The sequence below is a fragment of the Tolypothrix sp. FACHB-123 genome (assembly GCF_014697075.1).
Lineage (GTDB): Bacteria > Cyanobacteriota > Cyanobacteriia > Cyanobacteriales > Nostocaceae > Aulosira.
Genome location: NZ_JACJRE010000013.1, coordinates 104,992 through 120,743 on the forward strand (window position 1 = coordinate 104,992; position 15,752 = coordinate 120,743).

Below are 15,752 nucleotides of genomic sequence, written 5' to 3' on the forward strand. Positions count from 1 at the left end.
TTTTCTTATGGAAGAATCCTTGCAGATTACTATTTTGATCAGTGTAACGGTTGTGGCTGGTATTGCTGCTCAAGTTGTTGCTGGTTATTTTCAAATTCCTAGCATTGTCTTACTACTGTTATTTGGGATTCTTTTAGGGAGAGATTGTTTAGCTTTCTTAGATCCATCTTTGTTAGGTGTAGGTTTAGAAGTTGTAGTTTCGCTGTCAGTGGCGCTGATTTTATTTGAAGGTGGTTTAAATTTACAACTAGGAGAGTTAAAAGAGGTTTCTACCAGTCTTCGCAATCTTGTTACTTTGGGAGTATTAATTACTTTATTGGGGGCTGGAATAGCTGCACACTGGCTTAGTGAATTTCCTTGGACAATTGCTTTTCTTTATGCTTCTTTAGTAGTCGTCACAGGCCCAACAGTGATTAATCCTTTACTCAAACAAATTGGTGTTGAAAAACAAGTTGCAACACTTTTAGAAGGAGAAGGCGTTTTTATTGATCCAATTGGTGCAATTTTGTCTGTAATTGTGCTGCACTTTGTCCAGAGTGGAAATGTACAACCCCTAATCTTAATTAAAGGTTTGGTTTTGCCTTTGGGTATCGGTGGAGCAATTGGTATCAGCGGAGGCTGGTTACTATCTCAACTTCTCAAGCAAGATAAATTCCTCTTGCAAGAGCTAAAAAATCTAGTTGTTTTAGCTAGTGTTTGGGGTTTATTTAGTTTAGCGCAAGTGTTGCAGGGTGAATCTGGTTTAGTGGTTGCTGTAGTTATGGGAATAGTTTTAAAAGCTAGTCACCTATCTTCAGAGCCTTTGCTGCGTCGCTTTAATGAACAGTTGAGCATTTTATCTAATTCAGTATTGTTTATTTTATTAGCAGCAGATTTATCAATTGCAAGTGTTTTCGCTTTGGGTTGGGGTAGTGTGCTGACGGTTTTAGTCTTGATGTTGATAGTGCGTCCTGTTGATGTTTTGATATCTACCTGGAATCAAGCTTACACTTGGCAACAGCAATTATTTTTATGTTGGGTTGCTCCTCGTGGAATTGTAGCTGCTTCCTTAGCTTCTTTGTTTGCAGTTTCACTGGCAAAACACGGTATTAATGGTGGTGATTCGATTAAGGCTTTAGTATTTTTGACAATTATGATGACAGTCTTTTTCCAAGGGCTGACAGCTGGTTGGGCTGCCAGCTTGCTTAATTTAAGTTTAACTAGTCAACCCGATCAAAAGTGTTTACAATCAACCAATGATTATATCAATACACAAATAGCTGACGACAAAAATAGTACTGTTGCTAAATTAGTTGATTCTTAATTCAAATTCGGCGTTGCATAAATGCGGCATGATTCATCGGGCTACGCCCCTTTTCTCTACGAGAGGCTACGCCAACGCAAGCGCTAACACCTAGAGGCGCAGAAAGGATAAGGAGTTTTAAATTTCAATACGTGCAATTTCATCCCTTAATTCAGCAACGCCAAATATTTATTATTTGTAATTTTTACTTGCAACAATCTTTTTTTTATTTTTAACCTTACAGACCAATTTTGATGTTTGAGGAAATCACATAAAATTTACATCAAAATAACTCGCTAATATAAACCCAGAGAGTGAGGAAAGAAACACGGGAAATGATTAGTCTGGAAAATAAGGGTAGCAAAGAGTAATGATTTATGAATCTGACAAATCGCCATCAGCCAATTTACGTATTTGAGCTTACTCCAGAAATATCACTAATTTGGACTACCTTAGGTTCATTATTACCTTTAGCTTATGCAACTTCACCTGGTAATTTCTTCCGCCGCAATAGTTTTATTGTAATTGGTCTAGCACCATTAATAGTGATTGATATTATTTGTTTACTACTACTAGCAATTTTTCCTCAAGCACCTTGGTTAATTTGGGTAATTGCATTCAATACAGGAGGTGCAATTGGCGATATTTGGATGGCGGTGCAATTATTACGTTGTCCACAATCAATTCGAGTTGAAGATAGGGAAGAAGGCGTGGCAATTTATGCACCTGCTAATGTGACTTGTCGAGAGCTTCCTTTTGATCAAACTGATAAAAGTAGACCTCGTTCAGTTGTAAAATCCTTAAATAAATAATTATATTTTTTCAATTTTTACATATCAATTACAAGGAGATACTTGATGATTACTGGAACTCAACAAATTGGGATTCTCAAAACCAATAACCCTAATAACCAGAATTTGCAAATTAATATTCGTTCTGGCCCATCGCTAAACAGCAATGTTAAACTCACAAAACCCGCTGGTACTCGTGTGAGTATTCTGGAGAAAAATCAGCCTTCTGGTGATAGATATTCTTGGTATCGTATCCGGTATGGAGATGGTACTAACGATATCGGTTGGGTACGTGAAGATGTGATTAATATTGTGCCAAATCCCAATCCATCAGAATCAGATACGCGGTTGTTTTTTGAAACTCAAAGCCGACAAGTGCGTATTTATGGAGGGGAACAGTCGTATATGAATGTATACGTTAAGGCAACAGATAGCACAGACTTACTACGTGCTACTGCGGTGCGAATCCCCAAAAGCGATAATTACCAACCCTGGATTAGCTACATTGCACTTAAAGATAAAAATGTCTATCAAGTGCGATTTATTCCTTTGACTCAAACTCAATCAGGTGAAGCTGAATTGATCATTGGTGACAGCAATAATGGTCGTATTTCTTGGCAGGAAAAAGGTTTTAGTATCCAAGGTTATGAGTATAATCGATTGTAAAGAAGGTTTAAGGTAAGAATAAAGCGATCGCAAGCAACGCTAAGCGATCGCTCAAAATTATAAATCTTCCCTATTTATTGCTTATTGCCCTTTTCCACAACTGGAAGACCTTCGCTATCTATATCTAATTCTTCGCGCCTAACTGTCTCACTAGCCTCTACTGTATCGGTATCTACAACCTTATTAACTCGGACTTCCTCGCGTAAAACAGCTTCTTTGGAAATATTTGGCGTTTCTTCGTAAATTTCTATACGAGCAACTTCACCATCGTGGAAGGCGTTTTGAGGATTGCTTGGTGTTGTATCTGTAGGATTTACACGCTCAATTATCACACGCTCTTTTTCTACGGGGACGGCTACACGAGCCGTTTCTGTTTGTACGTGTTTGCCAATTTTTACTTCACCAGCTTTGCGGCGTTTTTTGTTGGCTACTAAACGTTCTTCGTAAAGTTTCAGACTTTGTTTATCATGGTTATCAATGTTGTAAAGTGAAGGTTCTTGCTCGTAGTTGTAAGTGCTGCGATCGTACATGGCAGGCTGTGTTATATCAGAAGTGGTAAGAGAACCTCGATACACGCCACGGACTCTCTCCTCATAGTCGTAATCAACCTTTTCTAAATCATCAAAATTAGGCAGATTTTCTACTTGCTCCTTGGTTAAGCCTTTGGCATAAATGTGCTTTTCCGTGTAATGAATGTCAGCTAACCCAACAGGTAACAAAACCTTTTTACCAAAAACCCAGAAACCTGTATCTACAACAAAATAGCGGAAGTTACCTGTTTGCTCATCAACTAAAATATCTGATAATGAGCCTACTCTTTCATTACGGTTAGCATAAACATCAAATTTTTTGATGTCATCTAATTCAAAGGAATCCTCTTGGTAGTTGGGATAAAAATCTTCAAGCTTTACAAGTGCCATATTATTTGCCTCAGAGTTCAAAATTTTGATAGATAAGGATTGTAGGCAGTACCTACTTAAACCTGTATAAGCTACGCACCTTAAATCATCAATCCTGATTAATATTTCTCAGATGATTATAATTGGCGCTAAATATAGGGCATAAGAAAAGCTTTATCGGAGGTCATCTCCGATAAAAGCTGTGGGGACAATCTTCAACAAAAATTTAGAGCAAATCTCACAATTGTGATGTGATTTTTATAGTTTCATAGTTTAGAACAGAAAAGTGGAAAACTAGTGGAGAAATCAATTTTATTTTTGATTGCTAATACTGAACATATAATTTCACATTCTTTATAATCAATTTTCCTATACTTGAATATACCAAGAGGTAGAAAAAAATAGAGATGATGGAGGTTAAGCTGATAGATAAAAAGATTCCCAGTAATTAGGAGAATTATTATGTCTGACTGTATTAATAAATCATCAATAGCTACAACTTCACTTTTTTTAGGATTGATAGCTTTAACCTGTGTTGTAGAACCTTTGATTTTTGCCAATCCGCAAGCAGCAGTTGCTCAAAACTCAGGAGCTAACTTTCCCGACACTAAAAATCATTGGGCACAACCATTCATTGAAAGGTTAGCAGAACGCAACATTATTACCGGATATCCAGATGGCACTTATAGACCCAATGAGTCTGTGGATCGCGATGAATTTGCGGCAATTATTCGTCAAGCGTTTAACCAAAATCAAGAGCGAAAAATAGCCAGTGGTAGTGTTTATAAAGATGTTCCTACTAGCTATTGGGCGGCTCCAGCGATTGAAGAAGCTTATGAAATGGGATTTATGCATGGTTTTCCGGGAGGATATTTCCGTCCTAGACAGCCAGTTTCCCGGGTGGAAGCATTAGTTGCTTTGACGCAAAACTTAAATTTGACAACGCCAGTCGCAACTCAACCCAATAACCCTCAAACTCCTAGGAGACAGTTGTTATTTCCTATAGGAATGACTAATTTAATGCAACCACTGATGACTGCTAAAGCTGTATATAAAACTGCTGCTGCTTCTTCCCCAGCAGTTCTGGCTTCTACTTTAGTTAGTGAATATTATACAGATGCTCAAAAGATTCCTCAGTATGCGGTTGATGAAGTAGCCGAAGCAACGAAAGCAGGTATAGTTGTCAATCATCCCAATCCTCAAGTTCTCAATCCTACTCAACCAGCTTCTCGTGGAGCGATCGCAGCTTTTATCTATCAAGCATTGGTTAATCAAGGAAGACTTGAACCATTACCTAGCAATATACAGGCTGCTAACTATATTGTACGTCCCAGTGAATTGAGCAGTAATAATCGCTAAGAAGCTAACAATTAAAACGCTAACAAAAGAATTGCAAAGCTGATTGTCCCGACAGCGAAAGCCCAAAATCGACTTTCTCGTTCTTCTGGTAGTTCTTCTTTGAGTACATTCAGTACAATACCTCCAGCTAAAAAGGCGAAGAGAACTGCAATGGCTGCTTGATGAATTGCTGTAACAGTACCAATTACCCAACCAACAACGATCGCTGCTGCTAATAACCATCGTCCCAAGCGATCGTAAACTTGTTTGTGATTTTCGCGCAAACCATTATCATTGACTACAAAATGCAGCGCCATTGCGAAAGAAAAGAACAATAAACTCTTGATACCTGATTCTTCTCGGTGTACTAATAGGTAGCCAATTAAGGCGTTATAAACAGCAAAAGAAGCGATGTGTATCCAAAAAACCTCTGAGGAAGTTACATCCCCTTTACCTGTTTTTTGATTGCGTTGACGTGAGTTTTTGGCAAATCGCTCCAAACCATAAAATACTGCTAAACCTGCAAGTGCTACCAAATAAACATGATGTTCTAAAAAAGCGAACCCAGTATCTAAACTATTTTGGAGAGTTTGTTGAGCTTTACTCAGTTCTGGCAAAATATGAACAAAAACATAAGCGACAGATACCCCACTACCAAAAGACAGCCAGCGACTACGTGGTGTATAGTCGAGGAATCGTAGTTTACCGGAAAATAAATGTACGATAGCTAGGGCGATCGCACATATTGCAGTGTACATATTTATTCTTAAACCAAAGCGGGAATAACTTTCTCACCAAAAACTTCAATAAATTGCTGCTGTTCCCGGTTGACGTTGTGCAAAATCAATTCATCAAACCCCAATTCAATATCTTTGTGCAACCATTCAATATGTTGTTGAGGATCTGGGGAAATGCGAACATGCTCATATAACTCTTGGGGTTGAACAAATTCCCCTGCTGCATCAAACTGTTGGGGAGTAATGAGTTCTGTCATCAAGATATTCTTAAAGATGTTATTGCGCCATTGCTGATGTGCTTTTTGGAGTGCGGTTTCTGGATTGCGATCGTAGGAAAGCTGCACTTTTAAAATCATTGGCTTACCTTCACCTCCGCCTCTACGGAAAGCATCGACAACTTTTTTTAACTTCTCTGGTGGTCGGGAGATCGTAATCAATCCATCTGCCCAACTTCCTAGCCACTTTGCGGTTTCAACGGTAATAGCAGCGCTAATAATTAAAAGTATTATTCGTGGGAAGCGTGATATCCAATCTTTGCCATAAAGGTAAATTTGATGATTTAAATAGTCAACGCAAATTTATATCTTTAGTAAGATTTCGATAGCGAGCCTGGATTATGGAATACATACCATAAGCAATCAAACCTAAAGCCACCACACCTAAGATCCAGGGGCCAAAAGGTTGCATTGCTAAAGCTGACAATGCACCACCTAATCCTCTAGCTTGAGTACCATCTAATTGAATGGCTGCTAACATCATAAAAATGCCGATGATAGCAAAAACAATGCCACGGGCAGCAATTCCAAATCTACCTAGACGTACTGCCCAAATTTCCTCAGTCAGACTCATTTGAGCAAGTTTAAAATAACGACGAAATTTGCCTGTGTATGCTTGATAAAGGAAAGCAATCCCAACAATAATTACAGTTAAACCTAAAAGCAAAACTAACCATCTGCCAAAAGGTTGATTCAGAAAAAATATCGTCCAATCTTCGACGGAATCGCTATCGCCGCTACTTGAACCCACAATTAGTTTTATAGATGTCACAGCCAAACTGAAGTAAGCGATCGCACTAAAAGCATAGCCTAGACGCTTGGCAATTCGTTTAGCACTCATTGTTTCACCGGAATGTTCGGGGTCGAGAATAGTTTGCACAAACCGCCAAAATGCATAACCAATCAACCCAATAGTAACGATAATGAGGAGCAATTTACCGAAAGGCTGAGTAACAATTGCCTCCAGCGCACCGCTAGTATCTGTAGTTTCGCCACCAGTACCAAATGCTGCCTGTGCTGCTAGTAAACCCACAAGAAAATAAACTAAACCTTTTGCCGCATAGCCTAATCTTGCTAATCGCTCAACCCAAAGATAAGCAGCTACTTGTCTAACTGGCTGTTTAATGTTTTCAGGAAATGGATCGTGAATTGCCATATTGTTTTTGGGTTAAGGCTAAATGTTTTAAAACTATCCCAAAACTTGCTTTGTTAATAATGTGAAGATTATGGCAGTTTTCTGCATCCTCCCTAGTAGATAAATATGCGATGATGCTAGTGAGTAAGGCTTATATAGTTAATTGAATTTGATAGCTTGAAAGTTCTACTCACCAACACTTAATTGCTGTAGAGAAATTTGTTTACAGATACTTTCTACTGCCAATGTGAGAGAATGCATCAGTTCAGAATTTTCGCTGTAATCCACAGGTGCGAGGTTTGCAACTCGTTGACTTTGGGTAATGCTTAACTCCCGTCCCCATTCTTTGGGAGTGCTGTCTTTATATAATGCGATCGCTGTACCCTGTTCTTGATGCATTAAGGAAAAGCAAGGAATATCTGACTCACCATCACCAACATAAATTACCTGTGTTAATGGTACGTGCAGTTCCTCTGGCGGGACATCACGGTAAACAAACATTTGACCATCATCTTGATGACCCTCAATTCCCTTTGCTAATTGAAATATATAGCGAGTTTTTTCTGTGTGGGTAACTATTTTTTTCACAAATTCAATTCCGCCATGTTCGCCATAGAAAAATTCACAACCCCACATTGCTTTGAAATATGGAGAAATACAGTTATGACGAGCAATTTCCACCATCCCACAAGTAATTAAGTAAAATTCGACTTCTACCTTTGGGTTAATTTTATGGGCAGAGTGGCGCAAACGCTCAAACATTTGAGTTACGCCATCAAAAGGAGCTAAATTTTGCCCAAATTTGGCAATATATTCCTGCGTAATTTTATTTTTTTGTCGCTTTGATGCGGAAATTAAGGCGTAAAATCTAGCTAAAATTTTATCACAACCTTGGTCAATTAAAGGGCGAATTTTATTTTTACGAAACTCCAGCGAGTCAATATCTAAACTAGATATCAAAGCATCAACAGTATCCGGTACCAGAGTATCATCAAAGTCGAAAACTACAGCAATGCGATTAGATAGGGGTTTGGTAGAAAAAGTCATAATTAAAGCTTCAATAAAATAAAGAACACTAATCAACAAAAGCAACTTGATATTTGCAGTTTTTCCAGTTTTGTGAATCAGTCCAGAAAAAGGTGAAATCAATACAGGATGGCTGCTGAGAAGAAATAGTAATATCGACAAATTCAATATCAATTGATGTTGCTGTAGATTGAGTATTTTGTATTGTTTGCCATTTATCATTTGACCAATGCAAGCAAAATGGAGCTAATGCTTGAATTCGCATTGTAAGTAGCTAGGTGCAGTGCCAAGCTTAAGTTTTGTTGAGAAGAGGGGAGAAACTCTGCTAACCGCCCTCCTAAGTAGCTTAGAGTAGACAACGCCAGAGCAATTAAATAGTTTTGCATGAAACTCTCTCAAAACTGCTGTTTCTACTTCAACCTCCACCAGATCCCATCACTCCCAGCAGTTGTAAAAGATAGATAACCGCAAATACACCAAAAAATATGCCCGCGATCGCAGTTCCACCAAATATAATTTTTGATGGTTGTAGTTCCTTGGGCAACATTCGATGATTTAAATACAGAGTCAGTGCGGTAACAATGGGAATATGGGCAGCTTCGATTCCCCCTGCGGTTTGTAGTAAACCTACAGGTTCACCAATAAACAGGTAAATGGCGATGGGTAACACAGCTAACAAAACCACTACGTAAAATTTCTGTAAAAACTGTTCATTTGTCCAGCGACCCCGCACGCCAAACCCCTGCAAAATAATTTGCGTACCATCGGCAAACATTCGCCCAAAACCATCTTCTACTGAAAGTACGGTGCTACAAAAAGTAATAAAAACAATCGCCACCATAAACCAAAAGCCAAAGGTTCCCCAAAGATCGCCTAGCAAATTACCCAAAGTTTCTGCAACTTGATTTTCTTGAGGTACAAGTCCTTGGGGACGCAGCAGTTCACCACCGAGAATTAAAAAGGATAACGCCGCTAACAATGCACCCACTACTGCTAAGGTGTTGGATATAGTCATCAGCTTTAACCAACCACGCAGCTTCTTTTTTTCCTCGCGGTTGAGTTGCTTGGGATCTATGCTCTCTTGTCCTTTAACGCTAGCTGCACCATACCCTCTAGCGTCTACCCAGTAGGAATACCACATTAAACCGGCGGCTCCGGCTAACATGAAACCCAGCCAAGGTAGTATTTCTTGATACTGCACATCCTGGGGAACTTGCGGTACTAGCCCAGATGCAAGTTTACGAAAATTGGGGAAAACGAAAATAGCCGCAGCTACCACTGCAATTGTGCGGGCAATCCCGATATAAGAGGAAATCTTTTCGACTAGGTTGTATTGCCCTAAAAAAACGATCGCAGCTGTCACAACAATGATAATTACTGTCCACAGTTGCACAGTGCCGCCACTAACCAAAATTAATGCTGTAGCGGCGGCTCCGGCAAGACCAGCAACAGTAGAAATTGCTACCACTATCTGCGGTAGTAAAATCAGCCAGACTGCCCAGTTTTTGGGGCCAGGAAGTTGTTTAAAGCCTTCTAGAATGGTGGTGCCGGTACAAACTGAAAAGCGTCCCACTTCACCATTAATAAACCATTTGAGAATCACCGCCGCCAGTAGCGCCCATAACAGGGTGTAACCATAAAGTGCAGCAATTCTCGGCGTAAATAGTAATTCACCGGAACCCGCCGCCGAAAGCATCCATAAAAAACTCGGGCCTAACCACTTCAAGTTGTCCCAACCTTGGGGTGAATCTGGGATATTTGCGGTGTTTTGTGTTTGTGTGGAGAAATTGCGTTGGCGCAGCCCGTCGGAGACATCGCGTTCACTATTCATGTTTTGCCATCTTCATATACACCTATAGCAATTAGGAAATTAAGCCTGTTAAAAAGGCCCAGGTAGAGGTGCTGCATTAGTGTTATTGCGTAATGCTTGCCAGGTTAGCACTCCTACCCTACCATCACCCACCAATCTTTGCGATCGCTGAAATGCTGTTATAGCCCTAGCTGTTCTCAGTCCATAAATACCGTCAATTGCGCCTTGATAAAATCCTAAATTTTGTAGAACAGCTTGCACATCTGTTACCGCCTGTCCACGAGATCCAACCCTAAGAAAGGGAGCATTCAGGGGATTGTATTTTAAAAGCCTACCTCTAATTGAGCTATTACTATTTACTTGTGCTTGAGCAGGTGCAAAATTGAAGGGTAGCATCCCGATAAATAATGCAGAAATCAAGCCAAATCGGAAAATTTTTGAGCTAATAAATTGAGGATTCATACACTTATATTCCTCCAAAAATAAATCCAAATAACATATTGTTTATTGTTGTGCCTCCCAATGGTATGTTCTCACCTATGCCCATGCCCTATGCCCCATCCCCTTGTATATGGAGTTTTTTATATTTTTGTTCTGTTGAAGTCCCTCCTATTTCTCATGTTTTCTTCATAGCTTCTGAAGTAGGGATCGGTTAGTTCATAAAAGTAAGGCTCCATTGTGTAATTGTAGGGAGCAGGAGCGCCAATCATTCCAAACATACCTGGCATTGCTAAAGGTACTATAGGGCGATAAACCCCTCTAACTCGCTCTTCGTAATCATTATCAATTGCTAAACCTTCGCTAAATTCTGGGAGATTTTCTACTTGCTCTTTGGTTAGTCCAGGCACAAATAAATGTTTATTTTCATAATTCAAACGAGCTAAACCAACAGGAAGCAGCACTTTTTTACCAAAAACCCAGAAGCCTGTATCAATGATGAAATACCGGAAACGACCGTCATTTTCATCAACTAGAATGTTTTCCACCGAACCTACTTTTTCATCATCGGCGTAAACATCAAAATTCTTGATGTCATTACCACCAAAAATTTCTTGAGCGTAGTTGGGGTTGTATTCATCAAGTTTGTACAAAGCCATGTTTTTTATTCCAATAAAATATATATAAATTGATTAATAATTAACTTAATGGTTGAATCTTTTCTCGATATATAGAATTATTTAAACCACCACTCAAATTAGTTTGTTGACTAGCAAGTTCTCTTCTTAAAGCAGTAATACGGTCAGTTGTTGCTGGGTGGGTACTCAAAAATGTGGGAAGCGTTGGCTGATTGAGTAGCTTTTGCATAAACGCAATCATGGCAGACTGAGCATAACCCGCGCGTCCTAAAGTTCTTAATCCCCTTTGATCGGCTTCAAATTCGTCTTGGCGACTATTGGGACGTTGTAGTGCCAAATCTACACCAATTCCAACGGCGGTACTGCGATCTAAACCAGTTGCAGATGCAACACCACGAGCGATTGCCGTTTGTTGCATCTGTTCTATTGCATGGCGACCAGCAATATGACCAATTTCGTGAGCGATAACGCTGGCTAATTGCGCTTCATTATCTGCTGCTTGTAGCAAGCCGGTAGTGACATAAACATAGCCTCCCATTGTCGCAAAGGCATTGATGCTGTTATCTTGAACTACCTGAAATGTATAGGGAATACTAGGACGAGTACTATTTGCTGCTAACCATTGACCAATTTGATTAACGTAATTATTCACATTTGAATCGCGGTAAAGCTGAATCTGATTGCTGCTAACAAGCTGCTGATTAATCTCCCTACCTAACTCGACTTCTTCGGCATCGGAAATGTTAGATAACTGATAGATTTGCACTCCTTGACGCAAGAGGTCAAGCAAGGAAATTGCCTCGCTTGTTTGGGGTGAAGCTACACTAACACTAACCGCCACTACACCCGACATTAATAAATACGAACAGCGACGACAGAAACGAAGAGAAATGGAAGATAAAGAAGGCGACATAAAATACTGGGAATTTTTAAGAAGGGTATACAGTTTCCGCAACTAAAACAGGTCGATTAATGTACTCAGCATCTAACTTTCTTTTCGTATCAAGACTCCAAGTAAAGTTGTAGTCTCGCTCAATTTCAGCAGCAACAAACCGCCGCACTTCACCCATTGCTGATACTGTCTGACCTTGATTTATTGCTACTTGCGGTGGTGCTGTTAATAACACTAGTAAATCTTCCCCACCAAACAATTGATTTTCATCTAATGTTAATAAAATCCCACTGCGGATATTTGCTACTTCTCCTGTGACTGTTACTTTCCGACCATAATATTGTTCAGGATTCTGGGTTATTTGGCCAGGTTGGGATGATAGGGTCAGATATTGAGCAATAATTGCCGGTTTATTGATGTAATCTGTGTAATACTCATCCTTTATATTGAGATTAAATTCTCGCTCAATCTTGGGAATTACCAAATTACGAACCTGACCTGTAACTTGAACTTCTAGATTTTGGTCAATTGGTAAATCGAAAGGTAGACTGGAAGCATTGATAACTACAATAGGTTCGCCATCAAACAATTGTTGATCGCTGACGGTAAAGGAGCGTAGACCAACTTTTTCAATTGTTCTGCTTTTAATGGTCACCGATTTACCAATAAATTCGTTTTTCTTGTTAACAATCTCTGATGTATTAGTGAAAGTAGTCTCTGAATTAAAAATACTACCTCCTCTCACTAGCAAAGCCAAGCCTAGCAGGAAAATCAATACAGATGCATGACCAAGCCATTCTAATAAACTTCGACGTTGGTTAATATCGGTGTTTTTATTCTGGTTAGTCTTGAGGATATTCATGGTAAAAATGTTTGCTCTATAGACAATTATTCCAGTTGTGATAGCTGTGAAAATTCTGATTTTGGAACACACTAAACACATCTTTTAAAGTAGGGTGATGTCATTCAATTTTGGATTTTGGATTTACGATAGCGCAGCGTAAAGCCTTCGGCATAGCTTCGCTTAGAGCGAGTCCGCGAGCGTCTTTTGGATTAACCTCTGCTTATAAAGAAGAGGCTTAAATATTGAAAAATTTTTGTTTTTCTTCTGGGTTAACCCAGATGCTTGAGACCAAATATTTTAGATTTCAAATTTCCATTTAATCCAAAATCTAAAATCTAAAATCGCTTCGGTCATTAAAGATAGCTGGTGAGTTATTGCGGAATTGCTGAAGGATAAACTTCATTTGCAACTAATACAGGTTTATTGCTGTATTCTGCTTCCAGTTGCTTCTGCAAAGTCAAATCCCAATTCAGGTCATAATCACGTTCGAGTTCAGCGACAACAAAATTACGCAATACACCTGTGACTGCAACTTTTTCGCCTTCATTCACAGTTCCTTTGGGAGTACCAGCGCGGATTACTAATAAGTCTTGTCCACCAAATAACTTGTCTTCATCTAAGGTAAAGGAACTGGCATTTCTGATATTTTCTACTTCACCTGTTACCGCCAGGGTTTTACCATAATATAACTTGGGATTTGTGGTAATTTCACCTGGTTTAGGAGCCAGTGCCATTGATTGAGCAATAATCGCAGGTTGGGTCTCGTAGTCTTTATATAAGTTTGGATCTAAACCCAAGTTGTAGTTGCGATTAATATCTGCAATTACAAACTTGTTAACTTGACCTGTTACCTGAATTGGTACATTTGGATCGCTAGGTAGAGTAAAAGGTTTACCAGATGCATTGACAACTATGATTGGTTCAGTACCAAAAAATTGCTTATCGCTAATTGTAAATGTTGAAGGGCCTAATGTTCTAATAGGTGTGCTTCTCACCGTGACAGTTTTACCGATTAATTGATTTGTATTATCAGTAACTTCTTCTGTAGTCACGTTAGTTTCTGGTGCTGCGGCCTCTTGATCTAAGTTATTGGTACAAGCCCCAAGCAATGCTGTAGAAAGTGCTAAAGCAATAGCTCCTTTGGAACTCCATTTATTGGCAAAAAAGTTAACCATTTCTCAATCTCCATTAAAGTTGTCTACAATCAGTATTTACGCAGGTTCAATAACCATTTGTAGGGTGGGCAATGCCCACCGAAACCCGGATATGGTGGGCATTGCCCACCCTACAAGATGAAATTCTGTGCCAGTTGCGTAAGTCCTGGATTATTCAGAAATACTCATGTTATTACTGAAGTTTTAGTGATGAGTTACCAAGGGAACTTGATGCTTTTGGTAATCTCAAAATAGTGAAAAAAATTCTCTTAATTCAAAAAGACTTGGCCATCTCTTTGAATTCTTAAAACACCTTGGTCATTATTAAAATTAGTCGTTTCATCCAAGGAGACTGAAAGTGTTCCTTGTGAGGTAGACATAGGCATAACTTTTATTAGTCCACCATCTGGACGTACTAAGGTAATACTGACGGGTGTTGGTAAGTCTTGGAGAATAAACTCTTGTCCACCTGCAAGATAGCGCGGTTGTGTATAACCAATAGCTTGATAAGAAATACCAGCGTTAGTGTTATTTTTTAATTTCACATTCACTGTACCTGCTGTTGGCGTCACAGTTGCAATTGCACTCTGCCTATTTTCTGGAATTGGTGGTTGTATAGGTCGCACACCTGGACGAATAGGAACCACTATAACAGTTGGTTGACCTAATGTTTGTCTTTGCTGTTGCATTCTTAACGTTGCAGCATTCGGCGGACATCCGGCGGGAACCATCACGCGATCGCGGTGTGGTACTTCATAAAATATACTCGGACAAGGGTTAATTTTAGAAGTTTGTTGTGCTACTGCTGATGGAGTTATGCTAGAAAAACCAATTAATAAACTGCCAAAAGCTGTGCCTGCTAATCCAATCTTCTGCCAGAAAAAATGATTTATTTTGTACATGAATACCTCCTGGTAATTTGATTAATTAATTAATTTATTTTGGCGAATTATCATATTTGTAACTAGAATCAACTGTTAACTATAATTTTTGCCGTCATTGCATTATTCAAAATGTAGTGTAGATAAGATTGAGCCGCTCAACCACAAAAGAAGACATGAAAACAGACTATGTTTTAATGCTAATTTTCAATAGTGGAAAAATCGAGGAGAATTCGAGTTGATTTAGAGAATATCACTTGAGTATTAGAACTAGTATGTCAATAGTAGTAGCTAAGTTATTCTTTATTCTTCCACCCAATAGAGGAGTCCTAGAGAAGTAACTCCACCAAAAAAGTGAGCGCCAATCAGATTCACGTTAGCTAACATGACAAAAACATCTAGTGAACGAATCATGTTTTCTGCTTGATAGATTGCCACACCTTGAGGTTGTGCTAGAGTTTTACCTAATATAATTGCAACGGTTTCTTCCGAAGCCATAAATGCTATTAATATTCCTACCAAACTCACCATAAATCCAATGCGTAAATTTTGAATTACTTCTTCCTTCCTAGGATGGTTTTGAGAATTTGGTGTTTGTAACAGTTTCGCTAATTTCCTGTAACGGAAAGCCCAATATATCCGAAAGCACAGCAATAAAATACCAACAATAGCTAAAAATATGCCAAATCCTATACCTGCATTGTTTGTCTGAGTAGTAACGTTCCGACTCAACTAAGCCAATAACACAGCAATACCAGAAATTAGTCCTAGCAATAACTGTACCTCATATCTTGCACCTGGAAATAGTAATGTCAATTCCATGACTAAGTGCCAAGTCTCTAAGGCGTTCAATATCTTGTAAAAGAAGTAACAGCACTAATTATTGAACAATTGGCTGGCTTCACACTTTTTGAGACCATCCAATTCAATCGCTTGCATAACTTTT

17 protein-coding genes and 1 pseudogene are annotated in these 15,752 nt (G+C 39.1%); 4 read left to right on the forward strand and 14 right to left on the reverse strand.

Features of this window, described 5'->3' with window-relative positions:
• Positions 1–7 precede the first annotated feature (7 nt).
• The 3 genes from H6G41_RS11555 to H6G41_RS11565 all read left to right on the forward strand — a co-directional run bounded on the left by H6G41_RS11555 (position 8) and on the right by H6G41_RS11565 (position 2,739).
• Positions 8–1,303 carry a sodium:proton antiporter gene (locus tag H6G41_RS11555; protein WP_190746331.1) on the forward strand — a complete coding sequence of 432 codons (1,296 nt, stop codon included), beginning with the start codon at positions 8–10 and terminating at the stop codon, positions 1,301–1,303.
• Positions 1,304–1,659: 356 nt separating this feature from the next.
• Positions 1,660–2,094 (forward strand): DUF3267 domain-containing protein, encoded by a 435-nt coding sequence (locus H6G41_RS11560; protein WP_190746332.1) that lies wholly within the window; start codon positions 1,660–1,662, stop codon positions 2,092–2,094.
• Positions 2,095–2,139: 45 nt separating this feature from the next.
• A complete protein-coding gene (locus H6G41_RS11565) occupies positions 2,140–2,739 on the forward strand; it encodes an SH3 domain-containing protein (RefSeq protein ID WP_190746333.1) in 600 nt (199 codons plus the stop codon).
• Positions 2,740–2,813: 74 nt separating this feature from the next.
• Here H6G41_RS11565 and H6G41_RS11570 read toward each other — a convergent pair whose 3' ends face one another.
• Positions 2,814–3,659, reverse strand: a complete 846-nt coding sequence (locus H6G41_RS11570; protein ID WP_190746334.1) for a DUF2382 domain-containing protein — start codon at positions 3,657–3,659, stop codon at positions 2,814–2,816.
• A 441-nt stretch (positions 3,660–4,100) separates the two neighbouring features.
• Between H6G41_RS11570 and H6G41_RS11575 the strand changes: the two genes are divergently transcribed.
• Positions 4,101–4,997, forward strand: coding sequence for an S-layer homology domain-containing protein (locus H6G41_RS11575; RefSeq protein WP_190746335.1), 897 nt, complete (start codon positions 4,101–4,103; stop codon positions 4,995–4,997).
• An 11-nt stretch (positions 4,998–5,008) separates the two neighbouring features.
• Here the strand turns inward: H6G41_RS11575 and H6G41_RS11580 are convergent, their stop codons facing one another.
• The 13 genes and pseudogenes from H6G41_RS11580 to H6G41_RS11640 all read right to left on the reverse strand — a co-directional run bounded on the left by H6G41_RS11580 (position 5,009) and on the right by H6G41_RS11640 (position 15,538).
• Positions 5,009–5,734, reverse strand: a complete 726-nt coding sequence (locus H6G41_RS11580; protein WP_190746336.1) for a hypothetical protein — start codon at positions 5,732–5,734, stop codon at positions 5,009–5,011.
• Between the two features lie 8 nt (positions 5,735–5,742).
• A pseudogene (locus H6G41_RS11585) lies at positions 5,743–6,228 on the reverse strand (LLM class flavin-dependent oxidoreductase); the annotation flags it as partial.
• 52 nt (positions 6,229–6,280) lie between these two features.
• Positions 6,281–7,144, reverse strand: coding sequence for a DUF1206 domain-containing protein (locus H6G41_RS11590; protein WP_190746337.1), 864 nt, complete (start codon positions 7,142–7,144; stop codon positions 6,281–6,283).
• Between the two features lie 165 nt (positions 7,145–7,309).
• On the reverse strand, positions 7,310–8,170 hold the full coding sequence (locus tag H6G41_RS11595) for an HAD family hydrolase (protein WP_190746338.1): 861 nt from the start codon (positions 8,168–8,170) through the stop codon (positions 7,310–7,312).
• Positions 8,171–8,198: 28 nt separating this feature from the next.
• Positions 8,199–8,414, reverse strand: coding sequence for a hypothetical protein (locus tag H6G41_RS11600; protein ID WP_190746339.1), 216 nt, complete (start codon positions 8,412–8,414; stop codon positions 8,199–8,201).
• 150 nt (positions 8,415–8,564) lie between these two features.
• On the reverse strand, positions 8,565–9,980 hold the full coding sequence (locus tag H6G41_RS11605; RefSeq protein WP_190746340.1) for an Nramp family divalent metal transporter: 1,416 nt from the start codon (positions 9,978–9,980) through the stop codon (positions 8,565–8,567).
• A gap of 48 nt (positions 9,981–10,028) precedes the next feature.
• Positions 10,029–10,421 (reverse strand): peptidoglycan-binding protein, encoded by a 393-nt coding sequence (locus H6G41_RS11610; protein WP_190746341.1) that lies wholly within the window; start codon positions 10,419–10,421, stop codon positions 10,029–10,031.
• 119 nt (positions 10,422–10,540) lie between these two features.
• Positions 10,541–11,056 (reverse strand): PRC-barrel domain-containing protein, encoded by a 516-nt coding sequence (locus H6G41_RS11615; protein WP_190746342.1) that lies wholly within the window; start codon positions 11,054–11,056, stop codon positions 10,541–10,543.
• A 40-nt stretch (positions 11,057–11,096) separates the two neighbouring features.
• A complete protein-coding gene (locus H6G41_RS11620; protein ID WP_190746343.1) occupies positions 11,097–11,948 on the reverse strand; it encodes a M48 family metallopeptidase in 852 nt (283 codons plus the stop codon).
• 16 nt (positions 11,949–11,964) lie between these two features.
• The gene (locus tag H6G41_RS11625; RefSeq protein ID WP_190746344.1) at positions 11,965–12,789 is read right to left on the reverse strand and encodes a hypothetical protein; all 825 of its coding nucleotides are present in this window, start codon (positions 12,787–12,789) and stop codon (positions 11,965–11,967) included.
• A 353-nt stretch (positions 12,790–13,142) separates the two neighbouring features.
• Positions 13,143–13,946, reverse strand: a complete 804-nt coding sequence (locus tag H6G41_RS11630; RefSeq protein ID WP_190746345.1) for a hypothetical protein — start codon at positions 13,944–13,946, stop codon at positions 13,143–13,145.
• Between the two features lie 248 nt (positions 13,947–14,194).
• On the reverse strand, positions 14,195–14,827 hold the full coding sequence (locus tag H6G41_RS11635) for a hypothetical protein (protein ID WP_190746346.1): 633 nt from the start codon (positions 14,825–14,827) through the stop codon (positions 14,195–14,197).
• Positions 14,828–15,109: 282 nt separating this feature from the next.
• Positions 15,110–15,538, reverse strand: a complete 429-nt coding sequence (locus H6G41_RS11640; protein WP_242037893.1) for a DUF3611 family protein — start codon at positions 15,536–15,538, stop codon at positions 15,110–15,112.
• Positions 15,539–15,752 lie beyond the last annotated feature (214 nt).